This window comes from uncultured Enterococcus sp. (genome assembly GCF_913775425.1).
GTDB lineage: Bacteria > Bacillota > Bacilli > Lactobacillales > Enterococcaceae > Enterococcus_G.
The window spans coordinates 1-25,928 of record NZ_CAJYIS010000071.1; the positions used below are offsets into that span (position 1 = coordinate 1).

A 25,928-nucleotide genomic window follows, 5' to 3' on the forward strand; every position below is an offset into this window, starting at 1 on the left:
ATATGAATTTACAATTATTCGCCCACAAAAAAGGTGGAGGTTCTACTTCCAACGGACGTGACTCTCAATCAAAACGTTTAGGTGCTAAACGTGCTGATGGTCAAACAGTTAGTGGTGGATCAATCTTGTACCGCCAACGCGGAACAAAAATCTATCCAGGCGTTAACGTAGGTATCGGTGGCGATGATACGTTATTTGCTAAAGTTGACGGTGTGGTACGTTTCGAACGTAAAGGCCGCGACAAAAAACAAGTTTCTGTCTACCCAGTAGCGCAAGAAGCATAATACAAAAGCTCGACTCTATAGAGTCGAGCTTTTTTTATTTGAAGAAGTTTCTTTTATTTTTTAGTCATTTCCTTTAAAATAAAAGAAAAAGGAGTTGGTGGTCATGGAAGAAAATATTTTATTTAACCGTGGTGATGAAGAAAATGCCAATGTCGATCCGAAAGAATTAGTCCGTGAAGGGCAATATACAGAAGATATCCGCCCGCCACAACGACTAAAAATCACACATCCGAATGAAAAAGATGAAGTCATTATTTTTGAAGTCGATCCAGATGTCTAATCAACCAAACGAGATGGTCAAACATCAAGTTCGTAAACGATGGATTTTATTAGGAGTCGTGTTGATTTTAGGATTAAGCAGTATACTCATTTATCTTTACCAACCCGATCTACATGCATTGTTTGATCCAAAAGTAAGCAAAGCTGAGCTACTAACTTTAGTTCGTTCGCACGGGATCGATGCAGCGGTCGTGTTGGTTAGTTTAACGATCATTTGTTGTATGGTACCTGGTGTTCCGACATCGATGCTAGGCATATTGATCGGCTTATGTTATGGTCCGTTTTTTGGAGGCGTGCTGAATATTGTTGGCAATGCTTCAGGAAATTTTTTGGCGATCACTTTATTGAATAAAGTTCCTTTGATCCATAAAAATCAAACACAAAATCATTGGATTAAACATTTAAGCTCGTTGAAACATCCAAAAACAGGGCTGACGATCAGTTATATGATTCCTTTTATTCCTTCGATTTTAGTTAGCTATACGATCCAACAGCTGCGGATGACGAAAAAAGAACAAGGGAGTATTGTTCTTTTTGGTACATTGCCGGCATCGATTCTATATGCTTGTGGTGGAGATGCGTTATTTAAAGGGGATATAAAATTAGGGATCATTTTTTTAATAATTGTTATTTTATTTTCAGGACTAATCCTGTTCCTTAAAAAAGACCATAAAAAACGAGTGAAATAACTCGTTTTTTTTATTTAATATAACGGTTTCTTTTTAACTTTATGACAGTTTAAATGATAATAAAATGAGAAATTACAAATCAAGAACGCTTGTTGTTTTAGTTATCTTATTGATTTTTTGTTTGAAAATGATTAAAACGATTTAGTTTTTTAAGAAATAATTCTGTAACAGTTCAAAGGGATGTGTTATCATAATTTTGTAAACAGGTTTTTGTTTTTTTATGAGGGGGGGACGGATAGCATTGAAGGATCTAAAACAAGTAGAACAAGCGAAACATTTATTTACAACTGGTGAAAATTTTTATGCACATCATTTACTCGGTGCACATCAAGCAGATGAAGGGTATATCTTTCGTGTGTTTGCACCAAATGCCAAACAAGTTTGGTTAGTTGGGACATTTAATGATTGGAACGATACGATTCCAATGGAAAAAGATGCTCGTACAGGAATTTGGGAAACGCACACGCTCATACCTCAAGAAGGTGATTTATATAAATTTAAACTTGAACAAGAAAATGGGCGACATGTTTATAAAATCGATCCTTTTGCTATTCGCTTTGAACCACGTCCAAATAATGCAGCGGTATTGTATACAATATCAGCACATAAGTGGCGTGATGGATTGTATCGTGGTCGAAACAAGAGAAGTCAATCTCTAAAACGTCCAATGAATATTTACGAATTGCACGCAGGTTCGTGGCGGTATCATTGGGATGGTACACCTTTTACATTTAAAGATTTAGCAGATGAATTAGTTCCATACATCAAAGAGATGGGCTACACACACATCGAATTGATGCCAGTTATGGAACATCCACTTGACCAATCGTGGGGGTACCAATTAACTGGTTATTTTGCGCTCGCAGAAAATTATGGTACGCCAGAAGAATTTCAAGAATTCGTGGATCGTTGTCATCAAGAAAATATTGGTGTATTACTAGATTGGGTACCGGGTCATTTTTGTGTGAACGATGATGCATTAGCCTATTATGATGGCACCCCGACATTTGAATATCAACATGAGTTGCGTGCGCGCAATGTTCGTTGGGGAGCTTTGAATTTTGACCTTGGAAAACCACAAGTCCAAAGTTTCTTGATTTCTAATGCCTTGTTTTGGATCGAGTTTTTCCATATTGATGGCTTACGTGTCGATGCTGTGTCAAGTATGATCTACCTTGATTATGATGATAAAGCTTGGGAACCAAATCATGAAGGAACCAACCGTAATCTTGATGGGATTTATTTCTTACAAAAAATGAATGCTGTGATCAAGCTTGCACATCCAGAAGTCGTGATGATTGCTGAAGAAAGCTCTTCTGAAACTAAGATTACAGGTCGTGTCGAAGATCATGCATTAGGGTTTGATTATAAATGGGATCTTGGTTGGATGAACGATACACTTGCTTTTTACGAAATGGACCCAATTTATCGAAAGTATCATCTAAATAAACTGACTTTTTCATTCATGTATATGGCAAATGAGCACTATATCTTGCCGCTTTCACATGATGAAGTGGTTCATGGTAAAAAAAGCTTGTTACATAAGATGTGGGGCGATCGATACAAGCAATTCTCTCAACTACGTAACTTATATACGTATTTACTCACACACCCAGGTAAGAAACTGTCTTTCATGGGAAATGAATGGGGCCAATTTTTAGAATGGAAATACAATGAAGGGCTAGAATGGAAAGATCTAGCCGATGATATGAACAAAAAAATGCAAGCATTTACAATTAAAATGAATGCGTTATATAAAGAAGAAACAGCTCTATGGGAGTTAGAACAAGACCCTCAAGCGAGTGTCGAATTTATTGATGCGGACAATACTAAAGAAGTCGTGCTAAGTTTTATCCGTAAAGGAAAACGTAAAAAAGATTTCTTGATTGTCCTCCTTAATTTTACACCTGAAGAACAACGTAATTTTCGCATCAAAGTTCCTTATAAAGGAACTTATGAAGAGTTATTGAATACGGAGTTAGCGGAATATGGTGGGACTTGGACGAAAGGACAAGAACCAATGGTCACAACTAGTGAACAAGACGAACACATTATTGAATTAATTGTTCCAGCATTAGGTGCTTTAATTTTAAAACCAGCAACCATTACGATTACAAGGAAGAAATAAGGGAGGGAAGATGGGAAACCATCGAGAGTATGAAAACAGAAATGTTAGCAATGATCCTTGCAGGAGGAAAAGGAAGTCGTTTAGGGAAATTGACCCAAACGATTGCCAAACCAGCTGTCCCTTTTGGCGGACGCTATCGTATCATTGATTTTACGTTAAGTAACTGTGTGAATTCAGGAATCAGTACCGTAGGAGTTGTCACACAATATCAGCCTTTAGCTTTAAATGAACATATCGGAAACGGAGCAAGTTGGGGCTTAGATGGCATTGGTTCAGGTGTAACGATTTTACAACCTTATTCAAGTAATGAAGGAAGCAAATGGTTCGAAGGAACGGCGCATGCGATCTATCAAAATATTGATTATATCGATCAAGTCGATCCAGAGTATGTCTTGATTTTATCAGGAGATCATATCTATAAAATGGATTACGATAAAATGCTTGAAACCCATAAACGCAACCATGCCTCACTAACGGTTGCAGTTATTGAAGTACCAATGGAAGAAGCATCACGTTTTGGGATCATGAATACCGATGATCATGATCGTATCGTTGAATTCGATGAAAAACCAGCGGAACCAAAAAGCAATTTGGCATCAATGGGGATTTATATCTTTAATTGGTCTCGTTTACGTCAAGTGTTGTTGAATAGCTATAATAAAGATGATCAAATGTTAGACTTTGGACAACATGTGATTCCGTCTTATATCGAAAGCGGCGAAAATGTTTTTGCCTATCGCTTTGATGATTACTGGAAAGATGTAGGTACGATCGATTCACTATGGCAAGCCAGTATGGAATTTATCAATCCAGATAATGAATTGAAGATGAGTGATAGTGCATGGCGAATCTATTCTAAAAACCCAGTATCTCCACCGCATTTTATTACAGAACAAGCGAGTGTTAAAGGTTCTTTGGTGGTGGATGGATGTTATGTCGCTGGAGACGTTCAAAACAGTTTGTTATCAAATGATGTGAAAATTAAAGAAGGCGCCGTGATCAAAGATAGTGTCATTATGGCAGGAGCCACGATTGGAAAAAATGTAACGATCAAACGAGCGATCGTTGGGGAAAATGCGATCGTTGGAGATAATGCTGAAATCGATGGAACCGATGAAATTGCGGTAGTCGGCTATTCTGAAGTGATTGGAGTGTTAGTAGATGAGAGCTAATAAAGTATCTGCGATTATGGAAAATGAGTTTGAAGGTACAGGATTAGGTGAATTGACGGCAAAACGTCCGTTAGCAACACTGTATTTCGATTGCAAATATCGGATGATTGATTTTGGGTTATCCAATCTAGTGAATGCAAACGTGCGCTCGATCTATATGACTGCTAGCGAACGCAATACGCAATCGATCTTTGATCATTTAGGTGGGGGCAATCATTGGCACTTAAATAATATCCTAAGTCACTACTTCGTTTCTTTTAAAGAAACGATTCAACGTGCACAAGCAGCGGGTGAACCTTTCCATGAACCGATGATCGATTTTTTACGAAAAGCAAAATCGAAGTTTACGGTATATACAGGAAACAAAATCTTGTGTAATGTTGACTATCGCTCAGTAATCAGTGTACACGAAGAACAACAACGCGAATGTACGGTGTTATTCAAACGAGTGGAATCAGATAAAATCTATCCTAAAGACTATATTTTATCTTTTCGTGAAAACCAACCTACACTTGAAGCGACAGTTTTTGAAGAGTTAAATGAGGATCAACCGTTTTACAATTTAGCGATGAATATTTTCGTGGTAAATACCGACTGGTTGATCAATATTTTAGAAGTGGCCCAAAACGAGGGTGAATATGCTTGTTTAGAAGAGTTGATTTGGAAAAATCTTAAAGGAAATGAAGTTACAACATATGAATATACCGGCTATTTAAGCAATATTTTTGACGTAAAAAGTTACTATGAAGCCAATATGGATATGTTGGATCCTAAAAAATTCAATTCGCTACTCTATTCAAGTCAACATATTTTAACAAAAGCTAAAAATGAAGTGCCAACCTATTTCTCACCGGAATCGAATGTACATGCAAGTCAATTTGCAACAGGAAGTATCATTCGAGGAACTGTCCATCATAGTTTGATTTCTAGACGAACAGCGATCGAAGAAGAAGCGACAGTGGAGCATTCGATTGTGATGGCAAGTGGAAAAATCGGTCAAGGGGCAACGATCCAATATGCGATTTTAGACAAAAACGTGACGGTGGAAGCTGGCGTGCGTATTATTGGGACTAAAGAGCAACCATTAGTTATTAAAAAAGGTAGTCATGTAACGGCTGATCAGATCGGAGAGTAACTGGTATGAAAATTTTATTTGCAGCAGCGGAATGTGCACCTTTTTTTAAAAGTGGCGGTTTAGGCGATGTAGCTGGAGCGTTGCCAAAAAAACTAAAGGAAAAGGGACATGATATTCGGGTGATCTTACCCTACATGTCCTTGATTCCCAAAGAGTATCAAGAAGCTACCACCGACGTGTTAGACTTTGTGATCGATGTGGGCTGGCGCAAGCAGTATTGTGGGATCAAAACATTGACACTAAATGACGTTCAGTATTATTTTATAGATAATCAATACTACTTTAATCGACCAGCGATTTATGGTTATGACGACGATGGCGAACGTTTTGCCTTCTTTCAACAAGCATTGATTGAAGCGATGGAAAAATTAGATTTTATTCCAGACATCGTGCATACAAACGATTACCATACTGCATTTGTTCCGTTTTTATTAAAAGAAAAATACCGTTGGATTAATGCTTTTCAACAGATTCAAACGGTATTGACGATTCATAATATCGAATTTCAGGGCTATTTTGAACCATATACTTTAGGCGATTGGTTTCAAACCGGTGCAGAACATTTTGAAGATGGCATGATCGCGCAAAACGGGATGGTCAATTGGTTAAAATCAGGTATCGTATATGCAGATCGTGTGAATACAGTATCACCTAATTATGCCAAAGAAATTCAAACAGGTGAGTTTGGTTGCGGGCTAGATGCTATCTTACGTCAAGAAAGTCAAAAATTAGTTGGAATATTAAATGGGATTGATTACAGTATTTACGATCCAATGCATGATCGTCATATTTTTGAACCATTTGATCAAACAACATTGAATAAAAAAACAGAAAACAAATTACAATTGCAAAAATTACTTGGTTTACCGATCGAAAAAGACGTGCCAATGATTGGGATGGTCAGTCGGTTGACACATCAAAAAGGGTTCCATTTAGTCATGGAGAAAATGGAAGAACTGTTAACACAACAAGCGGTTCAAATCGTTGTATTGGGTACAGGAGAAACAGGCTTTGAAGATGGATTTCGTTATTTTGAATCTCGCTTTCCTGAAAAAGTGCGAGCATGCATTACCTTTGATGTTGATTTGGCCCAAAAAATCTATGCTGGAGCAGATATGTTTTTAATGCCTTCAGCCTTTGAACCTTGTGGCTTGTCACAAATGATGTCGATGCGCTATGGTACATTGCCAATCGTTCACCAAATTGGGGGATTAAGTGACACGGTTTGGCCATTTAATCCTGTTACGCATGAAGGAACGGGATTTGGTTTCGTAGATTTTCAAGCCTACGCACTAAAGCAAGCCGTCGATTTGGCGCTGCATATTTACAAAGAAGTACCCGATGTTTGGCGTGAAGTCGTGATTCGTGCGATGGATGTCGATTTTAGTTGGGAAACAGCAAGTGAACATTATATCCACCTGTATCACGAAATGGTAGGGATGTAAGTACAGTCGAAAAAATAAGGGGGAAAGCTGGGGTGCGAATGAACGTATGCCAGCTTCCTTTAATCTAAAAGTAGAGGATGATTCGATGACAATCAGTAAAGAGCTATTTAAAGAAAAATTTTTAGACATGTTGACGGAAAAGTACGCATTATCGGTTGAAGAAGCATCGCCATATGATTTATATACGACGTTAGCGACGTTGATCCGTGCCAGTTATGCTAAAGACTGGGGGACTACTCGAAGAACGTATAATGCACAACACAATAAACAAGTGTATTACTTTTCTATTGAGTTTTTACCTGGACGAATGATGAAGAGTAATTTGTTGAATATGGGCTGGCTAGATACTGTAGAAACTAGTTTGGCAGATATGGGAATTGCTTTAGAAGATATTTTAGAAATCGAACCTGATATGGCATTAGGAAACGGTGGATTGGGTCGTTTAGCATCTTGTTTTATGGATTCGATCGCTTCTGAAGGACTACCAGGCAATGGAAATGGGATCCGCTATAAATATGGATTATTCAAACAAAAATTTATTGATGGCTATCAAGTCGAATTACCAAATGAATGGTTATCACGTGGGAATACATGGGAAGTGCGCCGTGATAGTAAATCAGTGATGGTTCAATTCAATGGTCATGCCTATTTAAAAGAAATGGAAGATGGTAGTTTAGTTCCGGTCCATGAACAGCCAACAATCGTTCGTGCGGTACCATATGATACTGGGATGGTTGGGTATCAAAATGGAACTGTCAATACGTTACGTTTATGGGATGCAGAGATTCCGCTAGAAGAGGAAGCCAACTATCGTAGCATCCAACAACGCCGTGAGATTGAAGATTTGACGTCTGTATTGTATCCAGATGATTCAAATGAAGCGGGTCGTCGCTTGCGTTTGATGCAAGAGTACTTCTTTGTTTCAGCAGGAACTCAAAGTATTGTGCGTCACTTTAAAGCAAATGGCTACAATTTGAATAACATCGATGAATATGTTGCAATCCATATCAATGATACCCATCCTGCGATGTGTGTTCCAGAGTTTATGCGGATTTTAGTCGATGAAGAGCAAATGAGTTGGGAGCGTGCATGGAATCTTACGATCAAAGTCATGAGCTATACGAACCATACGATTTTAGCAGAAGCGTTAGAAAAATGGCCGGTCGAGATGTTGCGTAGCGTACAACCACGTATTTATCAAATTATCGAAGAAATCGATCGTCGATTTGTGGAACAGATGACAGGGACTGTCGACTTTGACGTAATCGAACGTACTCGTATTATCTCAAATGGTCTGGTGCACATGGCTCACTTAGCGATTATTGGAAGTCATAGTACAAACGGGGTAGCCAAACTTCACTCAGATCTCTTAAAAAATGTTGTACTCCATGATTTTTATCGCTTGTATCCTTCGCGCTTTAATAATAAAACAAATGGAATCGCACAAAGACGATGGATCCAATTGGCAAATCCGACATTATCAAACGTGTTAGACGAAACGATTGGAAAATCTTGGCGTTTTGAAGCATCAGATCTGTATCTCTTGATGAATTATAAAGATGATAAAAAAGTCTTGAAAAAATTAGCTGAAGCTAAACAAGTGAACAAGACACATTTGGCGCAATTCATCGAAAAAGAAACGGGTGTTATTGTGAATGATCATGCAATATTTGATGTTCAAATCAAACGATTGCATGCCTATAAGCGTCAATTATTGAACCTTTTACACATTATCAAACTTTACCTAGATCTAAAAGAAAATCCGAAAAAGAAAATCCAACCAAGAGTCTTTATTTTCGGTGCCAAAGCCGCGCCAAGTTACCATTATGCAAAATCGATCATTAAAGTCATCAATGAATTAGCGAATTTGATCAATCATGATGAAAGTATCCATGATCAACTAAAAATTGTCTTTTTAGAAAACTACAGTGTAAGTTTAGCTGAAAAAATTATTCCAGCTGCAGATGTGAGTGAGCAAATTTCTTTGGCCTCAAAAGAAGCTTCTGGAACAAGTAACATGAAGTTGATGTTAAATGGTGCGATTACGTTAGCCACATTAGACGGTGCGAATATTGAAATTCGTGATGCAGTAGGCGATGAAAATATCGTTATCTTTGGCTTGACTGAATCAGAAGTATACGAATACTATGAGCAAGCCAACTACCATGCGTTTGAGTATTATGAGTCTTCTTTGACCTTACGTAAAGTAATCGATGCCTTAATTAATGGCATGATTCCAAACATCGAACAAGAAGGAATCGAAATTTATGATTCTTTACTAAAATACAATGATGAATTTTTCGTGTTGCGTGATTTTGAAGCATATGTCACTGCGCAAGAAAAAATCGAACATTTATACGCTCAACAAGAAAAATGGTTGAAAATGAGCTTAGTCAATATCGCTAACGCAGGTCGTTTCTCAGCTGATGATACTGTAAAAAAATATGCTGAAGATATTTGGCGTATTCAACAAACTAAAATTGGACACACGGTAAAGGATGAGGAACATGCTTCCTATAACATTTAATCCATGGTCAACGAAATACAAATATCCTTTTGGAGCAGTCAGTGAATCTGACACGGTGCAGATTTGTTTAGAAGCGAGTGTACCCAATGGACAAATCGAACATGTTGCATTTGTCTATCACCAAGATCAAGCATCGGATCAAACGATTACGATGGAGTGGGATGCGAAACAACAGCTATATAAAACTCACTTTCATCTAGAACGAGGATTGTATTTCTATCATTTTCAAATCACCTACCAACAAGAAGGGTATCGAAAGATTGGCTATTATATCAAGGGCGATCAACAAAACGGTGAAGGAAAATTTGTTGAACAAGCCCATCAGATCAACGAATTTCAATTGACTTGCTTTAAGCACGAAGCAATTCGTTCGTGGTTTGAAACGAGTGTCGCTTATCAGATTTTTCCAGATCGCTTTTCTAGTCACTTACCACCACATCAATTGTTGACAGAACGTGAGAATATTTTTCTTTACGGTAGTCACAGTGATCGGCCAATGTATATCAAGAATGAAAAAGGTGAAGTAACGCGCTGGGATTTCTATGGTGGAACGTTAAAAGGGATCGAAGAAAAAATCCCTTATTTGGTGGACCTAGGTGTGAAGATCGTGTATCTAAATCCTATATTTGAGGCCAATAGTAACCATCGCTACGATACAAGTGATTATTTTGAAATCGATCCGTTATTAGGAAGTAAAGAAGATTTTCTTTCGTTATTGGATCATTTGCATCAAGCGGGCATTCGGCTGATCTTAGATGGTGTCTTTAGTCATGTGGGGCGTAATAGTCGTTATTTCAATCAAGATGGTCGTTATGGTGAATCTACAGGTGCAAGTCGTAGTCGACAAAGTAAATATTATCCTTGGTTCCAATTTACCAACTATCCGACAGAATATCAGTCGTGGTGGGGGATTCATGACTTGCCACAAATCGATAAAACACAAGAAAGCTTTCGTGATTTTATTTACCGAAGTAAAGATAGCGTGATCCGTTATTGGACAGATCTTGGTGTAGATGGATGGCGTTTAGACGTTGCCGATGAATTACCAGATGAGTTTATTGAAGGGATTCGCCAAGTACTAGATGAATATGATGATCGTATCTTGATCGGTGAAGTTTGGGAAGATGCCTCAAATAAAATTGCGTATGACCAACGTCGTAGATATGTACAAGGTGAAAATCTAAATGGGGTAATGAATTATCCTTTTCGTGAAGCAATTTTAAAGCTGATCAATACGAAAGAAGTAGCCGTGATCAGCAAACAACTGCAAACGATTCTAGAAAACTATCCACAACCTTTTTTACATCAATCTTTAAATAATTTAGGGACACACGATACCAAACGCTTGCGAACCGAACTAGATGGATCACTAAACAACGTCTATCTAGCTTTTGCAGTCATGTTCGCTTTGCCTGGGACACCTTGTATTTATTATGGTGATGAAGTGGGCGTTTTAGGGCAAGCCGATCCAGATAATCGTTCATATTATCCTTGGGAAACATTCGATCATCACCTATACTATCAAATGAAGCAGTTGATCCACTATCGTACAACGCATGAACCGTTACAAAAAGGGGATACGTATCTTTTTTATTCTGATACGATTTTTGGATGCTTGCGTCATTACGAAAATAAGTATACAATTTTTATGATGAATCTTACAGATCGACAGATTGATCACCCATTTGCTGACGTTCATTGGTTAAGAGAACAGCCGATGCAAATAGAATTTTATCAAGCGCTAACGCAAACGTTAACAAAACTTGAAAAAAATTCATTTTTGTTTGCGACTTTTAGTGAAATAGATAGGAAAATCGAGGTATACCATGGGCAAAATCAAGAAACAAACACGTACACTATGGACTAAAAAAACGGTTGGATTAACGCTCTTAAGCGTTGGGATTTTAGGTCTTGTAGTAGGTGGCATTATCGAACATAAAGACAAACAAGCTACCGTAGTGAAAGCTGAGAAAAAAACAACAGCAAAATCTAAAACAACAGCATTGACTGAGGATGAAGTATTTTTAGCCAATGTATCTTTAGATGATTGGCGTCTACCACTTGTAGGACCAGATCATTTGATCAAGTCAGAAGTTAATGAAGCAACGGATCTAGCTGCAGTAGGGAATTATTTAGTAGATAAACGAATTTTGCCAGATTATGAAGCACTTGCTCAAGCCTGTCAGGATGCGCAATTTCCATTGGTTATTATTTCTGCTTATCGTTCGGTTGACTACCAACAACAAGTGTTAAATGCTGGTGTTCAACAGCGTGTTGCTAATGGAATGACAGAAGAGGAAGCCTTAGCAGATGCTAAAAAAACGATGACGGAACCAGGACATAGCGAACACCACACTGGACTTGCATTAGATGTCGTGGATGAAAGTTGGTACACTTCCTATCCTTCAGAAGTCTTGCACTCTGATTTTGGCTATACAGAAGGTGGAAAGTGGTTAGCAAAACAGGCACCAGAGTATGGGTTTATTATTCGCTATCCTGAAGGAAAAGAAGCGATCACTAAAATCGACTATGAACCGTGGCATTTACGCTATGTCGGAAAAGAATACGCGCAATACATCACAACGCATCAATTGACACTAGAAGAATTTTTACAAAATGTTCAAGCAGCTAAAGATAAACAACAAAAAATCGGATAAATTAGACCCCAAAAGCAATGTGAGATCACATCGTTTTTGGGGTTTTTAGGAGGATAAAATGATTGTTACGCTAACCAAAACAATAAGTGAACTGTTGCCGTTATTATTACTCGCTGATCCTAGTGAATTCGCGATAAAGAAAGCATTAGAAAAAGGTGAAGTGCTTGGCTTTATAGAAGATGATCGACTATTAGGGGCATTAGTATATGTAGAAGAGCTTAAAGAAATTGAAATCACACATCTAGCTGTAGTTGAGTATGCAGAAAACCGCCATATCGCTAGTCGACTATTAACGCATTTGATTGATCTAGCAAAAACAAAACATCAGCATACAATCGTAATCAAAACCGGTAGTACAAGTTTCAAACAGTTGTATCTATATCAAAAATATCATTTTCGAATGGTAGAAATCGTACCCGATTATTTTACGACTCATTACGCAGAACCAATTATGGAAAACGGGTTGCGCTTATACGATCAAATCATCTTAAAATTAGAAATATAAGAACTTTTTAAATAAAAGTATAGACATTTAAAAATAATGAATATATAATAAGGGGGAATTCAAGCGAAGGTAGGGATGAGTAATGGAAAAATTGTTTCCAGAAGATTTTTGGTGGGGAGCAGCAACGTCTGGTCCGCAAAGTGAGGGCCGATTCAACAAACAACATGCAAACGTTTTTGATTATTGGTTTGAGCAACATCCAGAAGATTTTTACGATCAGATTGGGCCAGATGTAGCTTCTAATTTTTACAATAGTTTTGAAAGCGATTTAAAGATGATGGAGGAACTATCGTTTAATAGTTTACGGACTTCGATTCAGTGGTCACGGTTGATCGACGATTTTGAAACAGGAAGTGTTAATCCAGATGCGGTACGTTTTTACAATGAAGTGATCGATTCGATGATTGCGAAAAATATTCGTCCGGTTATGAATCTACACCATTTTGATATCCCGGTAGAACTGTATCATAAATATGGAGGATGGGAGTCAAAAAAAGTAGTGGAGTTGTTTGTTGTCTTTGCGACAAAATGTTTCGAACTATTTGGTGATCGCGTCAAAGAATGGTTTACGCATAATGAACCAATCGTTGTTGTGGAAGGAGGATACTTGCATCAATTCCACTATCCCAAATTAGTTGATGGTAAAAAAGCGATGCAAGTCGCGTACAATTTAAACTTAGCTTCAGCTAAAGTAATCAAACGTTTCAAGGAAATGGAGGTTGCTCGTTCAGGTGGGAAGATCGGGATCATTTTAAATCTAACACCGACTTATCCAGCCTCAGATGCGCCTGCAGATCAACAGGCGGCGCATTTAGCTGAATTATTCACGAATCGTTTGTTTTTAGATCCAGCCATCAAAGGAACGTTTCCTCAAGAACTTGTAGCATTACTTGAAGAAAATCAAGTGATATGGGAAAGTACAGAAGAAGAATTGACGATCATTAAAGACAATCCAATTGATATATTAGGTGTAAATTACTATCATCCACATCGTGTAAAAGCACCGGATATTTCACCAAATAGCGTAGGCGAATGGTTGCCTGATCGATATTACGATGAGTACGAATTACCTGGAAGAACCATGAATCTTGATCGTGGTTGGGAGATTTATCCAGCAGCGATTTACGATATCGCTTGTTCGATTCGTGATGAATATGGGAATATTCCTTGGTTTATTTCAGAAAATGGTATGGGGATCTCAGGTGAAGAACGTTATCAAAATGAACAGGGAATCATTGAAGATGAGTATCGAATTGCCTTTATCAAAGATCACTTGAATTATTTACATCAAGCGATCAGTGAAGGGGCCAATTGTTTTGGGTATCATTTATGGACGCCGATCGACTGTTGGTCTTGGAGTAATGCTTATAAAAATCGTTATGGTTTGATCTCAAATAATATCCATACCCAAGTGAAAACGATCAAAGCATCGGGACACTGGTTTAAGACTGTCGCACAACACAATCGCTTGTTGCCATAGGTTTGGCTATACCAAAAATTTTAAACGATAAGGAATGTGAATAAAGTGAATAATTTTATGGATCGGTTGTCTGAAAAAATCTTACCTTTTGCCAATAAGTTAGGTCAAAATCGCTATTTATCTGTATTACGTGATGCATTTATGCTGTCGTTTCCGTTGACGATGTTTGGATCGATTGTCGTGGTTTTAAATAACTTGCCATTTTTCAATGATGCGACTAAGGGCACGTTAAGCAATTTGTTTGGAAATGGTCAAAATGCGACGATGAGTATCATGTCGGTATTTGTGACATTTGGTATTGGCTATTATTTATCAAAATCATATGATGTGGAAGGAATTTTTGGTGGAGCCGTTTCATTTGCAAGCTTTTTATTGCTTACACCTTTTATGATGACGACTGCAGATGGCGTTGAAGTTACTGGAGTATTATCGTTAGATCGTTTGGGTGCCAAAGGGATGTTTATCGGCATGATTGCTGCTTTTTTAGCGGCAGAAATCTATTGTCGGATCACGAAAAGAGGATGGCAGATCAAAATGCCAGATGGTGTACCACCAGCAGTATCAAAATCGTTTGCAGCGTTGATTCCTGCGGTGTTAACATTGACCATCTTTTTACTGATCAATGCATTTGTAACCGGTGTCTTAAATACCAATTTACACGATGTGGTGTATGAAATCATTCAAAAACCATTGGTTGGTTTAGGAAGTAGTTTACCAGCAACTTTACTTGCATTATTCTTTGTTCAATTTTTATGGTTCTTTGGGTTACATGGTCAAATTATCGTCAATTCTGTTATGGATCCGATTTGGAATACGCTAATGCTCGATAATCTTGAAGCATATAAAGCAGGTGAAACGTTACCACATATTATTACGAAACCATTTATGGAAACCTTTACAGTAGGGTTAGGTGGTTCAGGGATGACGTTAGCAGTAGTACTGATTATGGCTTTTGTCATGAAGAAAAAGCAATATAAAGATATTGGTCGCTTGAGTTTGGCACCAGGGATTTTCAATGTGAATGAGCCGGCGATCTTTGGATTACCGATCGTCTTGAATGCGACGATTTTGATTCCTTGGGTCATCGCGCCGATTATCGTGACGACTATGAACTATTTGGTAATGGCAGCTGGGATCGTACCTGCACCAACAGGGGTATCGGTTCCTTGGACAGTACCGATCTTCTTTAGTGGGATGTTAGCGACAAATTCAGTATTAGGTGGCTTATTGCAATTAGTTGATATGATGATCGTTGGGTTTATCTGGTATCCGTTCTTACGTGTGTTAGACAAAGAAAAAGAAAGTATGATTTAAATACACGTCTTTAACAGCATTTAATCAAAAAGAGGGTGAGACAAAAATCTGTCTCACCCTTTTTTGATTATTTTTTCTTTTCATTGGCTAAGATCGTTAGTGATTGTTTCAAGGATTGGAACATGCCTTTTTCGCTATAGACTAGAACATTTGATTTGTATAAATTGGCTGAAACTAAAGTCAACCCGATTCCAAATAAAACCAATAGCCCAAAGGATAAGCTCGCTTGTGTCAAACTTACAGTATCTGTAGCCAAGCGAATTGGCATGACGTAAGATGAAACTAAAGGAATAAAAGAGGTCACTTTGATCACGATATTTTGAGGATCATTGGTTCCGAAAGTAAAGCCGATAATATAGCCGATCATGCCGATATAAATAATCGGCTGAACTGCTTTAGCTGTATCTTCAGGTTTTGAAACGAGTGACCCACAAAGTGCAGCCAAGACAGCATAAACTAAAATCCCAAAGACAAAAAAGAGCAACGTAAACCAAAGTGCAGGTCCTAACAATTTATCTAGCGTGATCGTATCTAAAAGCGATTGGACGAACTCCAATTTTTTCAATTGTGAGTAGCCAACGATAAAAGCTACAGCATAGACTATGATTTGAGTTAACGCTACGAGAACCACACCAGTTAATTTGCCGTAAAAATGCGTCTTAGCTTTGGTACTTGATAAGATGACTTCCATGATCCGTGTACCTTTTTCAGAGGCGATTTCTTGGGCGATAATTGAAGAATAACTTGTGATAAAAATAAAGAGTACCACCGTGATTCCGATGACTAACACTAATTGAATCGCTGAATTATCTTCCCCGGTAACCATTTTTCCTTGATCGTTAAAGGAAACTTTGTTTTTTTCAAATAATGCTGGTTGTGCTAAGGCCGTGACTTCTTTTGAAGACAATTGCAACTGATTGGCTCTTAGCATACTTTGGAGTTGAGACAGTGTTTGTTGGATCTCAAGTTCAGTCGTTGTACCGATCGAAGAAGTGGCATAGAGTGTAGCATTTAGGGTTTCATCAGTATTTTCTACAGTCATAAATCCATCGATTTTTTCAGCTTTTAGTGCTTGTTTAGCAGCTTGTTCAGACGGATAGGTTTTAAACGTGACATCCTGTAATTTAGATGCAGTTAGTGCATCGGTTACAGCATCTTCTTTACTCACTAGAGCAATCGTCGTCTCACTAGAAAAATTTGTGGCCAAGGAGCCCACAAGATACACGATTCCCATTAATAAGAAAGGTGCCAGTAGCATAATGATAAAAGATAATGAGCGTACATTTTTTTTATAAACATCTGAGGCAATGATCCAAAATTTATTCATTCGTCACACCTGCTTTTCGTTTAAAGATTTCTTCTAATGTTGGCGGTTGTTGGTTGAACATGGGGATATATCCATGTTTTGTAACCAATTCAAATACTTGTTTGCCGATTTCTGGATTAGATAAAGTCAGTTCAAATTGTTGTCCTGTTTTTTCGTGGACTTGTACGCCAGCAATTTGGCTTAACTGTTCTTTGGTGACGGGTGCTTCCAAAAAGAGCTTTGTGCGTCCAAAAGATTCGCGAATTTCCCGAACGGTTCCGTTTAACACTGCTTGCCCATTACGCAACATAATCAGGTGATCACAAATCTGCTCGACATTTTCCATATTGTGACTTGAAAAAATCACGCAGGATCCTTTTTCTTTTAATTCTAAAATCCCATTTTTTAATAATTCTGCATTGACTGGATCTAGCCCGCTAAATGGTTCGTCTAAAATCACCAGTTTTGGTTCGTGAATTAATGTAGCAATCAATTGGACTTTTTGCTGATTTCCTTTAGACAAAGATTTGACTTTATCTGTTTTTTTTCCTTTGACTTGGAATTTATCCATCCATTCATCGATTTTAGGCTCGATTTCTTTTTTGTTTTTTCCGCGTAATGCTGCAAAATACAGCAATTGATCCTGAATCGATAATTTCGGATAAAGCCCGCGTTCTTCTGGAAGATAGCCAATGATATCATAATCTTTTCCAGTTAATTCATGGCCATTCCAGTTGACACTACCACTATCTTGATTTAAAAAATCAAGGATCAAGCGAAATGTTGTCGTTTTTCCAGCACCGTTTTGACCGATTAAGCCTAAGATTTGTCCATCTTGGATTTGAAACGAAAGATGATCGACTGCTGTTAAACTTCCAAACGTTTTGACTAACTCATGTACTTCTAACATAGCGACTCCTTTTAATCGTATTTTTACTGCAAGATTCCCTTTAAGCCTAGTGGATACAAAAACAGCTGTCAAGACAAAAAATAATGTAGAGTAAAAATTGTCTAACAATTTGATATCGAGTAAAATGATAGAGGAGGTGGTTTTTTTGAAACCCAAATATGAAGAAATCGCCAATAGTTTACGTGAACGCATCGATTCTGGTATCTATGCAGAAGATACATTCTTACCAAATCAAACAGAATTGGTAGCAGAATTTGATGCTAGTCGAATGACGGTCAAAAAAGCGATTGATCTCTTAATGATGGAAGGGCGAGTATACGCCAGAAGAGGTGCCGGTACAAAAGTTTTAAATCGTTCGTTTTGGAATAAAGATACCTCACCTGTAGGAGAATATGACGGGCTAAGTAAACAAATGGCCGCAAAACATAAGACGTTGACTAGTAAGGTGATTTGTTTTGAAGTGATGTTTCCAAGTACTGAGGTCCAACAACGACTAATGATCAAAGCGCAGCAACCTGTTTATAAATTGATCCGTTTGCGTATTTTAGAAGATGTTCCTTATTTGATCGAGCATACGTATATGCCTTGTGATCTAGTACCTGGACTGACTACGGATATTTTATTACACTCGATTTATGATTATGTCAAAGGAGAATTGGGACTACAATTTGGTGGTGCGTATCGCAGTATTCAAGCGGATCGCTCGGACCGTTATGATCAAGAGTATCTAGCTTGTTCACTAGAAGATCCGGTGTTAGAAGTCGAACAAGTCGTCTATCTAAAAGATGGCCGTCCACTAGAATATTCAAAAAGTCGTAACCGTTTTGATGTACGAGGCTATTCGATGAGTAGTGTGGATGCTTAAACCGATAAAATGAGAGGATGAGTTTATAATGAAAAAAGCAAGACTAATTATCAATCCTAGTTCAGGACAAGAGCAAGCAAAAGAATATGCAGATTTAGCAGAAGAAAAATTACGCTCGATGTTTGAGCGTGTCGATATCCAATATACTGAAAAAGCTGATGATGCCACACGTTTTGCAGATGAAGCGGCACAGATTGGCTATGATGCCGTATTTGCTATGGGCGGTGACGGTACAGTCAATGAAGTAATCAATGGTTTAGCCAATCATGCAACTCGTCCATTATTTGGTTTCTTTCCATTAGGGACAGTCAATGACTTAGGTCGAGCGCTAGATTTGCCTTTAGATCCAAAAGAGGCAATTGAATGTATTTCATTTGATCGTATTAAGCCACTAGATATTGGCAAAATCAATGAGCGTTACTTTATGGATGTGGTCGCGATCGGCACGATCCCAGAGTCAATTAATGATGTCGATCCTGAAGCGAAGACCAAACTAGGGAAATTTGCCTATATTTTTTCAGGACTGAAACAGTTGATCAAAAATGAATCCTATGATTTTTTGATCAAATTCGATCAAACAGAAATCGAAGTGACGAGTAGTTTAGTGTTGATTGGGTTGACCAATTCGATTGGTGGGTTTGAACAACTCGTACCGAAAGCTCAAGTCGATGATGGTAATTTTCATTTGCTTTATTTAAAAGACCAAACGATGTTTGATGTGTTAAAAAGTTTACCAGAATTGTATCAGGGGGTCGAAACATCAAGTGAAAATGTCGGCTACCATACGTTTAAAAAAGGAACGATTGAGTTGACTACAGCGACTCATTTGGAAACAAATGTCGATGGTGATCCAGGACCGGCGTTACCTGTTACTTTAGAAATTTATGCACAACATCTACAAGTATTTTCAGGTCCGAACCCAAAAAGCGTGGCCAATTAATATGATAGATATACGAAATGTAACGACTGCAGATATTCCTAAACTAGTTGAGATCTACGGTCACTATGTCTTGCAAACCGCCACGACATTTGAGTACGAAGTCCCTACACTAGACGAATTTACCACACGTGTCACACAAATTCAGCATACCTATCCTTATCTAGTGGCAGTAAAAGAGGATATAGTAGTGGGATATGCCTATGCAAGTGCGTATAAAGCGCGTAAGGCATATGATTGGAGTGTTGAAGTGAGTGTGTATCTTGCGCCTGATGCACAAAAAAATGGTATCGGACGCATGCTTTATGAACAGTTAGAACAACGCTTACGTATGCAAAATATTCATCAAACATTAGCTTGTATCACATCTAGCAACACATCGAGTATTCGTTTTCATGAACGACTAGGGTATCAAATAGTCGGTGAGTTTCGACAAGTCGGCTATAAATTTGATACATGGTGGGATATTACATGGATGCAAAAAACGTTACTTACGTCTAAAAAACCGGATAATTTTATCCCGGCAAACGCTAAAGGAGAAAGAGTATGATTGCTTTGTTTTTGCTTAGTGGAATCCTAGCTGGAATTTTAGGCGCGATTTTAGGATTAGGTGGAGGCATTATCGTCACGCCATTTTTGACCTTAGCTTTAGGAATCGATATTAAATATGCGATCGGAGCAAGTGTGATTTCGGTGATTGCGACGAGTTCTGGCGCGAGTATTGCATATCTAAAAGACGATTTATTAAATCTGAGAGTCGCAATGTTTTTAGAAATCGCGACGACACTAGGCGCGATTGTAGGCGCATTGTTGACGGGGCTATTTGCGCCTAATATCTTATATATGTTTTTTGGTTCCTTACTTGTTTTTTCAGCATATAATATGGTTAAAAAATTGATCGGCCGCAAAAAAGAAACGATTTTTCAAGGTACTGTATCTCCGGTAGTAGAAAAACTTCAATTAAATGGCGCGTATTATGACAAGCAAGAAAAACGAATGATCTCTTACCAACTGACGAATCTAACGGGTGGCTTTTCGATGATGTTTGGTGCTGGGATCGCTAGTGGTCTATTAGGGATTGGTAGCGGGGCATTTAAGGTGTTGGCGATGGATACGATCATGAAAATGCCGTTAAAGCCTTCTAGCGCGACGAGTAATTTGATGATGGGCGTTACGGCTGCGGCAAGTGCGATGATTTATTTATTTAACGGATCGATTCAGCCAATGATCGCAGCTCCATTAGCAATCGGCGTATTAATTGGTTCAACGATCGGAACCAGAATCATGCAGTATCTTAAAACGAGAACGATCCGCATCATTTTTGTTCCGATTTTACTTTATTTAGGCATCCAAATGATCATCAAAGGATTTGGAGGAATAGGATGAACAATTCAGAATCAGAAATTCAAAAAATGGAGCTTTTGATTGGACGGATTTTAGCGATCGGGACGTATGTTGCAGCGGCTTTATTGGTTATTGGACTATTGTTGACGTTACGTGGGACCGATCAAGTGTTTACAGCACAAGACTTGTTTTCATGGTCAAAATTAGTATTTGGTTTTATCCATTTGGTTCCGGATACCTATCTATTAGTAGGATTGTTTTTCCTTATTTTAACACCCGCATTACGCGTACTTGTTTCGATTTTACTATTTATTCAACAACGTGATCTTATCTATACGATCATTACGATTGTCGTGTTTTTTATTTTACTCATTAGCATGATTTTTGGCATACACGGGTAAAAAAAAGGGGGGGAATACGTGGCAAAACGTAAGGATTTGATTTGGAATTATTTGCAGCAGAAAAAAGCGACACAGCAAGGGTTTACGACAAGTGAACTTGCCGAAAAACTCAATATGCAACGTTCCAATGTCAGCAAAGAATTAAATGAATTGGTTCGGCAACAAAAATTAACGAAAAGTGATGGACGTCCAGTTACCTATTTTTTAGTAGAAAAAGCCTTGGATCAACTAGTCGATCCTATTCCACCAGTAGAAAAATATGTGCCAAGTTATAAAGAGTTGCCAGTTACAAAACCCCGCTTGTCGTTTGAAAAATCACAAGATGTCTTTCAAACGATCATTGGAATCAATGGTTCGATGAAAAACGCAGGTGAACAGGCTAAAGCTGCGATTTTATATCCACCTAAAGGGTTAAATTGTTTGATTACAGGACCCACCGGATCAGGAAAAACTCATTTTGCACATGCTATGTTTCAATTTGCGCGACAAAATGAAGTGATCGCATCAGACAAAGAATTGATCGTATTCAATTGTGCTGACTACGCCCACAACCCTGAGCTATTGATGAGTCATTTATTTGGCTATGCTAAAGGCGCTTTTACTGGAGCTGAAAAAGATAAAGAAGGCATTATTGAAGAAGCGAATGATGGCATGCTATTTTTAGATGAAATCCATCGGTTACCACCTGAAGGTCAAGAAATGATCTTCTATTTTATGGATCATGGTCGGTATAATCGTTTAGGAGAAAGTGGAAAGCATCGACAAGCTAGTGTTCGCATTATCGGAGCAACAACAGAAAATCCATCCTCGACATTACTAGGAACCTTTTTACGTAGGATCCCAATTACGATCCAATTGCCTTCTTTTGATGAACGGCCGGCAATTGAAAAAATCGATTTAGTAAAAGTAATGGTCGCACAAGAAGCCAAACGTATCGAACGAACGATCTCGTTGACTGAAGATGTGGTGAAGTCGTTGATTGGGGCAGTGACGTTTGGGAATATCGGACAATTAAAATCCAATGTTCAACTGATTTGTGCTAGAGGGTTTTTAAATCATATGTATCATAATGAGATCGAAATCACGATGGAAGATGTGCCAGAAGGTATTCGCTCTGGGCTTGTCCATTTGGCAAGTAAACGTCAGAGTTTGACTGCGTTATCACAATATGTAACGTCTAAATTAGTAATCCAACCAGACGATGCATTGATTGATATCCAAACTGGTTCGTACGATCTACCTTATAATTTATATGATATCATTGGTGACAAAGCAGATTTACTAAAAGCTGAAGGTGTGGATCAAGAGACGATTCACCACTTTATTTCAACAGATATTAATGTTCACTTGAAATCATTTTATAAAAACCATGGATTTTCTTTTCAATCAGAAAATAAATTAAGTGAATTTGTGGATCCTAAGATCATCGAGTTGACTAATCAGTTATATCAGATCGTCCACGAACGATTTGGGGATGCACTTGAGCAAAACTTTTTGTATGCGATGAGTTTACATATCAGTTCGTTTATGAAGAAAATCCAGCTAGGAGATATTCGCTACTCAAATGATAATATTCGTGAAATGGTTCATAGCTATCCTGAAGAACTAGCACTCGCTCACGAAATCAGGCAACATATCGCGCACTTTTTCCAAGTCGAGATTCCCCAAGCAGAAGAAGATTATTTGGCAGTATTATTAATTTCGCTACGCAATGCATCGATGACAGGGAAAATTGGTGTCGTTGTAGCGGCTCATGGCGAAAGTACTGCGCGCAGTATGGTGGATGTCGTCAAATCGCTCTTAGGTGTTGATCAGATTGCCGCAGTGGATATGCCACTAGATATGTCGCCTAAGGTCGCTTATGATAAAGTCGTCGAAGCGGTAAAACGTGTACATGATTATAGTGGGGTTTTATTGATGGTTGATATGGGATCTTTGGCTACGTTTCAAGATCAAATCCAACGCGATACAGGGATTAAAGTACGTACGCTTGATATGGTAACCACACCAAATGTATTAGAAGCTGCGCGCAAGGCATCTGTAATCGGTAGTGACCTAGATAGTATTTATGATGCACTACGCACGTTTAGAGGGTATGGTCATGTAGCAGAAAAAGCAAAAGATACCAATAAAGAACGTGTGATTTTAGCGATTTGTGCTTCTGGTGAGGGAACGGCCCAACAAGTAAAAAAAATCATCGAAACTTCTCTAGGACAGCAACATATCGATGATCTAAATGTATTGACTTTATCTGTCGTCGAACTTAGCACGCGTTTAGCAGATCTAGTGGAGCGATATGAAATCATTGCCTCGACAGGCGTGGTTGATCCTAAAATTGATGCCCCGTTCATTTCCTTAGAACGTTTTATCAATGCGGACACGGATGAATTAATTGATTACTTACTGATGGAATCGACATTTGAAGCGCAATTATTAGATGAAGATCGAATGATCGATCAAGTGAGTGCTAAACAAGCGTGTCAACGATTTATGGCAGAAGGATTGACTTTTTTTAATCCAGATAAATTGATCGATCCACTTTGGACGTTTGCGAGTCAACTGCTAGAAGTATGGAAAATCCAAGATGAAACGTATGCTTTTCGTACGAATTTAGTGACACATTGTAGCAATCTGTTTGAACGTGCATTACTCAAACGACCATTAAGTGCTACAAGTGAGCAAATACAGGCGATGTATACATTCTCAGGATATGCATTTTTGCATCGTGAACTTGTAAAACTAATGACACCATTTGGATTAGATATTGCAGAATCTGAAGAGTATTATATTGTTGAAATGTTACGATTAAAAATCGATACACAATAATACACTACAATACAATATAGCATTTGAACGATACACTAAAACGATACACTATTTTTAGTGTATCGTTTTAGTGTTTTTTGAGTTGAATAAATGCTGTTTAATAGTGTATGTAATTATTGGCACGCTTCTTGCTTATAGATAAGTGAAAGGCCGATTCATGAATAGATAACAAAATTGTAAGTGTGAGGGGTAACGAGATGGTAATTCGTTTAGCGAGAATCGATGATCGCTTGATTCATGGACAAGTCGCAACGGCTTGGACGAAAATGACCAATATCAATCGAATCATCGTCGTCAGTGATGAAGTAGCGAAAGATCCATTTCGAACGGTGTTGTTGAAAGAAGCAGCTCCTCCAGGTATTCGCGCAAACGTGGTCACTATTGAAAAAATGCTACAGATTCGTGATTATTCTTTGTATTCTGAACAAGCTATTTTATTATTGTTTACGAATCCGCAAGATGTGGTTCGCGTTGTTCAAGGAGGATTATCCTTATCGAGTGTGAATATCGGTGGGATGCGATTTCAAACCGGAAAGCATATGCTTACAAATTATGTATCTATTGATGAAAAGGATCGACAAGCCTTTTACTATCTCTATTATCGAGGAATCGAACTAGAACTTAGAAAAGTTCCGACAGATCGTAAGATTTCGTTGATCGATTTATTAGAAAAAGAGAAAAAATGACAACGATGTCAAAAAAAGTATAGGAGGGAAAAGAATGGTCGGAATAATTTTAGCCAGCCATGGTGATTTCGCTAAAGGGATCTTACAGTCAGGCGCAATGATTTTTGGAGAACAACAAAACGTTGCTGCTTGTGTATTAGAACCAAGTGAAGGACCAGATGATATCAAGGCGAAAATGGAAGCAGCGATTGCTTCATTTGATAGCCAAGATGAGATCTTGTTTTTAGTTGATTTATGGGGAGGAACTCCTTTCAACCAAGCCAACAGCCTATTTGAAGCGCATAAAGATAATTGGGCGATTGTAGCGGGGATGAATTTACCGATGGTCATCGAAGCATATGCTTCTCGTTTCTCAATGGAATCTGCACAAGATATCGCCAAAGCCATCATTAATACCGCAAAAGATGGTGTTAAAGTAAAACCAGAAGAATTAGAACCAGAAGTTGCAGCGCCTGTTCAAGCTGAAGCTCCACAAGGCGCAATGCCTCCAGGAACTGTAGTGGGTGATGGGAAAATCAAATTTGTTTTAGCACGTATCGATACACGTTTACTTCATGGACAAGTGGCAACCGCATGGACGAAAGCGACTGGGCCAACACGTATCATCGTTGTATCGGATGCTGTAGCAAAAGATGATCTTCGTAAAAAACTGATCGAACAAGCAGCGCCTCCTGGAGTAAAAGCCAACGTGATTCCGATCAAGAAAATGATCGAAGTAGCAAAAGATCCTCGTTTTGGTGGAACAAAAGCGCTCTTATTATTTGAAACTCCTGAAGACTTATTAAAAGCAGTCGAAGGTGGCGTGGATATCAAAGAAGTCAACGTAGGATCGATGGCACATTCAACAGGGAAAGTCGTCGTAAATAAAGTGCTTTCAATGGGTGAAGAAGATGTTGAGACGTTTGAAAAACTAGAAAAATTAGGCGTTAAATTCGACGTTCGCAAAGTACCAAATGATTCAAAGAGTAATATGAATGAGTTATTGAAAAAAGCAAAACAAGAGTTAGGGAAAGCTTAACGTCAACTATAAGGAGGATT

General features: G+C 38.2%; 23 protein-coding genes. 21 read left to right on the plus strand and 2 right to left on the minus strand.

The window, feature by feature from the left end; all coding sequences use genetic code 11:
* Positions 1–2: 2 nt before the first annotated feature.
* From rpmA to celB, 13 genes are all read left to right on the plus strand, one after another.
* Entirely contained in the window at positions 3–284 is a 282-nt protein-coding gene (gene rpmA, locus QZ413_RS08295; protein ID WP_297079164.1) for a 50S ribosomal protein L27, read from the plus strand.
* A 103-nt stretch (positions 285–387) separates the two neighbouring features.
* Complete coding sequence (locus QZ413_RS08300) at positions 388–564, plus strand: hypothetical protein (protein ID WP_297079166.1); 177 nt, start codon at positions 388–390, stop codon at positions 562–564.
* Positions 557–1,252 (plus strand): VTT domain-containing protein, encoded by a 696-nt coding sequence (locus QZ413_RS08305; protein WP_297079168.1) that lies wholly within the window; start codon positions 557–559, stop codon positions 1,250–1,252. The genes QZ413_RS08300 and QZ413_RS08305 overlap by 8 nt, the downstream gene beginning before the upstream one ends.
* 241 nt (positions 1,253–1,493) lie before the next feature.
* Entirely contained in the window at positions 1,494–3,380 is a 1,887-nt protein-coding gene (gene glgB, locus QZ413_RS08310; RefSeq protein WP_297079170.1) for a 1,4-alpha-glucan branching protein GlgB, read from the plus strand.
* A gap of 29 nt (positions 3,381–3,409) precedes the next feature.
* Positions 3,410–4,552: a glucose-1-phosphate adenylyltransferase gene (locus QZ413_RS08315; RefSeq protein WP_297079173.1), complete on the plus strand. Its 1,143-nt coding sequence runs from the start codon at positions 3,410–3,412 to the stop codon at positions 4,550–4,552.
* A complete protein-coding gene (gene glgD / locus QZ413_RS08320) occupies positions 4,542–5,687 on the plus strand; it encodes a glucose-1-phosphate adenylyltransferase subunit GlgD (RefSeq protein ID WP_297079175.1) in 1,146 nt (381 codons plus the stop codon). Before QZ413_RS08315 ends, glgD begins: the two co-directional genes overlap by 11 nt.
* A 5-nt stretch (positions 5,688–5,692) precedes the next feature.
* Positions 5,693–7,132, plus strand: coding sequence for a glycogen synthase GlgA (glgA, locus tag QZ413_RS08325; RefSeq protein ID WP_297079177.1), 1,440 nt, complete (start codon positions 5,693–5,695; stop codon positions 7,130–7,132).
* 85 nt (positions 7,133–7,217) lie between these two features.
* The gene (locus QZ413_RS08330) at positions 7,218–9,659 is read left to right on the plus strand and encodes a glycogen/starch/alpha-glucan phosphorylase (RefSeq protein ID WP_297079179.1); all 2,442 of its coding nucleotides are present in this window, start codon (positions 7,218–7,220) and stop codon (positions 9,657–9,659) included.
* The gene (locus QZ413_RS08335) at positions 9,640–11,526 is read left to right on the plus strand and encodes a glycoside hydrolase family 13 protein (RefSeq protein ID WP_297079181.1); all 1,887 of its coding nucleotides are present in this window, start codon (positions 9,640–9,642) and stop codon (positions 11,524–11,526) included. Before QZ413_RS08330 ends, QZ413_RS08335 begins: the two co-directional genes overlap by 20 nt.
* Complete coding sequence (locus tag QZ413_RS08340) at positions 11,486–12,316, plus strand: D-alanyl-D-alanine carboxypeptidase family protein (RefSeq protein ID WP_297079182.1); 831 nt, start codon at positions 11,486–11,488, stop codon at positions 12,314–12,316. Before QZ413_RS08335 ends, QZ413_RS08340 begins: the two co-directional genes overlap by 41 nt.
* A 58-nt stretch (positions 12,317–12,374) precedes the next feature.
* A complete protein-coding gene (locus QZ413_RS08345) occupies positions 12,375–12,821 on the plus strand; it encodes an N-acetyltransferase (protein ID WP_297079184.1) in 447 nt (148 codons plus the stop codon).
* An 82-nt stretch (positions 12,822–12,903) separates the two neighbouring features.
* Entirely contained in the window at positions 12,904–14,301 is a 1,398-nt protein-coding gene (locus QZ413_RS08350; RefSeq protein WP_297079186.1) for a glycoside hydrolase family 1 protein, read from the plus strand.
* A gap of 45 nt (positions 14,302–14,346) precedes the next feature.
* On the plus strand, positions 14,347–15,615 hold the full coding sequence (celB, locus tag QZ413_RS08355) for a PTS cellobiose transporter subunit IIC (RefSeq protein WP_297079188.1): 1,269 nt from the start codon (positions 14,347–14,349) through the stop codon (positions 15,613–15,615).
* 67 nt (positions 15,616–15,682) lie between these two features.
* Here celB and QZ413_RS08360 read toward each other — a convergent pair whose 3' ends face one another.
* Together QZ413_RS08360 and QZ413_RS08365 are read right to left on the minus strand one after the other, a co-directional pair.
* Positions 15,683–16,942: an ABC transporter permease gene (locus QZ413_RS08360; protein WP_297079191.1), complete on the minus strand. Its 1,260-nt coding sequence runs from the start codon at positions 16,940–16,942 to the stop codon at positions 15,683–15,685.
* Positions 16,935–17,831: an ABC transporter ATP-binding protein gene (locus QZ413_RS08365; RefSeq protein WP_297079193.1), complete on the minus strand. Its 897-nt coding sequence runs from the start codon at positions 17,829–17,831 to the stop codon at positions 16,935–16,937. The genes QZ413_RS08360 and QZ413_RS08365 overlap by 8 nt, the downstream gene beginning before the upstream one ends.
* Before the next feature lie 124 nt (positions 17,832–17,955).
* On the opposite strand from QZ413_RS08365, the gene QZ413_RS08370 reads away from it, so the two are divergent.
* The 8 genes from QZ413_RS08370 (at position 17,956) to QZ413_RS08405 (ending at position 25,908) form a co-directional block, all read left to right on the plus strand.
* A complete protein-coding gene (locus QZ413_RS08370; RefSeq protein WP_297079195.1) occupies positions 17,956–18,696 on the plus strand; it encodes a GntR family transcriptional regulator in 741 nt (246 codons plus the stop codon).
* A 28-nt stretch (positions 18,697–18,724) separates the two neighbouring features.
* A complete protein-coding gene (locus QZ413_RS08375; RefSeq protein WP_297079196.1) occupies positions 18,725–19,636 on the plus strand; it encodes a diacylglycerol kinase family protein in 912 nt (303 codons plus the stop codon).
* Positions 19,637–19,640: 4 nt separating this feature from the next.
* Positions 19,641–20,183, plus strand: coding sequence for a GNAT family N-acetyltransferase (locus QZ413_RS08380; RefSeq protein WP_297079247.1), 543 nt, complete (start codon positions 19,641–19,643; stop codon positions 20,181–20,183).
* Complete coding sequence (locus tag QZ413_RS08385; RefSeq protein WP_297079198.1) at positions 20,180–21,019, plus strand: sulfite exporter TauE/SafE family protein; 840 nt, start codon at positions 20,180–20,182, stop codon at positions 21,017–21,019. The genes QZ413_RS08380 and QZ413_RS08385 overlap by 4 nt, the downstream gene beginning before the upstream one ends.
* On the plus strand, positions 21,016–21,378 hold the full coding sequence (locus tag QZ413_RS08390; RefSeq protein ID WP_297079201.1) for a DUF1634 domain-containing protein: 363 nt from the start codon (positions 21,016–21,018) through the stop codon (positions 21,376–21,378). The genes QZ413_RS08385 and QZ413_RS08390 overlap by 4 nt, the downstream gene beginning before the upstream one ends.
* A gap of 18 nt (positions 21,379–21,396) precedes the next feature.
* Entirely contained in the window at positions 21,397–24,204 is a 2,808-nt protein-coding gene (locus QZ413_RS08395) for a sigma-54-dependent transcriptional regulator (protein WP_297079203.1), read from the plus strand.
* A 197-nt stretch (positions 24,205–24,401) separates the two neighbouring features.
* Positions 24,402–24,890 (plus strand): mannose/fructose/sorbose PTS transporter subunit IIB, encoded by a 489-nt coding sequence (locus QZ413_RS08400; protein ID WP_297079206.1) that lies wholly within the window; start codon positions 24,402–24,404, stop codon positions 24,888–24,890.
* Between the two features lie 34 nt (positions 24,891–24,924).
* The gene (locus QZ413_RS08405; RefSeq protein WP_297079208.1) at positions 24,925–25,908 is read left to right on the plus strand and encodes a mannose/fructose/sorbose PTS transporter subunit IIB; all 984 of its coding nucleotides are present in this window, start codon (positions 24,925–24,927) and stop codon (positions 25,906–25,908) included.
* Positions 25,909–25,928 lie beyond the last annotated feature (20 nt).

Bases quoted from the DNA above. Each gene is read 5' to 3' on its own strand.
- QZ413_RS08390 (WP_297079201.1), top strand. From the start codon at position 21,016: ATGAACAATTCAGAATCAGAAATTCAAAAAATGGAGCTTTTGATTGGA.
- glgD (WP_297079175.1), top strand. From the start codon at position 4,542: ATGAGAGCTAATAAAGTATCTGCGATTATGGAAAATGAGTTTGAAGGT.
- QZ413_RS08300 (WP_297079166.1), top strand. From the start codon at position 388: ATGGAAGAAAATATTTTATTTAACCGTGGTGATGAAGAAAATGCCAAT.
- QZ413_RS08405 (WP_297079208.1), top strand. From the start codon at position 24,925: ATGGTCGGAATAATTTTAGCCAGCCATGGTGATTTCGCTAAAGGGATC.
- QZ413_RS08375 (WP_297079196.1), top strand. From the start codon at position 18,725: ATGAAAAAAGCAAGACTAATTATCAATCCTAGTTCAGGACAAGAGCAA.
- QZ413_RS08340 (WP_297079182.1), top strand. From the start codon at position 11,486: ATGGGCAAAATCAAGAAACAAACACGTACACTATGGACTAAAAAAACG.
- QZ413_RS08330 (WP_297079179.1), top strand. From the start codon at position 7,218: ATGACAATCAGTAAAGAGCTATTTAAAGAAAAATTTTTAGACATGTTG.
- QZ413_RS08345 (WP_297079184.1), top strand. From the start codon at position 12,375: ATGATTGTTACGCTAACCAAAACAATAAGTGAACTGTTGCCGTTATTA.
- QZ413_RS08360 (WP_297079191.1), bottom strand. From the start codon at position 16,942: ATGAATAAATTTTGGATCATTGCCTCAGATGTTTATAAAAAAAATGTA.
- QZ413_RS08350 (WP_297079186.1), top strand. From the start codon at position 12,904: ATGGAAAAATTGTTTCCAGAAGATTTTTGGTGGGGAGCAGCAACGTCT.
- QZ413_RS08305 (WP_297079168.1), top strand. From the start codon at position 557: ATGTCTAATCAACCAAACGAGATGGTCAAACATCAAGTTCGTAAACGA.
- QZ413_RS08385 (WP_297079198.1), top strand. From the start codon at position 20,180: ATGATTGCTTTGTTTTTGCTTAGTGGAATCCTAGCTGGAATTTTAGGC.
- glgA (WP_297079177.1), top strand. From the start codon at position 5,693: ATGAAAATTTTATTTGCAGCAGCGGAATGTGCACCTTTTTTTAAAAGT.
- rpmA (WP_297079164.1), top strand. From the start codon at position 3: ATGAATTTACAATTATTCGCCCACAAAAAAGGTGGAGGTTCTACTTCC.
- QZ413_RS08370 (WP_297079195.1), top strand. From the start codon at position 17,956: ATGATAGAGGAGGTGGTTTTTTTGAAACCCAAATATGAAGAAATCGCC.
- QZ413_RS08315 (WP_297079173.1), top strand. From the start codon at position 3,410: ATGAAAACAGAAATGTTAGCAATGATCCTTGCAGGAGGAAAAGGAAGT.
- QZ413_RS08365 (WP_297079193.1), bottom strand. From the start codon at position 17,831: ATGTTAGAAGTACATGAGTTAGTCAAAACGTTTGGAAGTTTAACAGCA.
- QZ413_RS08335 (WP_297079181.1), top strand. From the start codon at position 9,640: ATGCTTCCTATAACATTTAATCCATGGTCAACGAAATACAAATATCCT.
- QZ413_RS08400 (WP_297079206.1), top strand. From the start codon at position 24,402: ATGGTAATTCGTTTAGCGAGAATCGATGATCGCTTGATTCATGGACAA.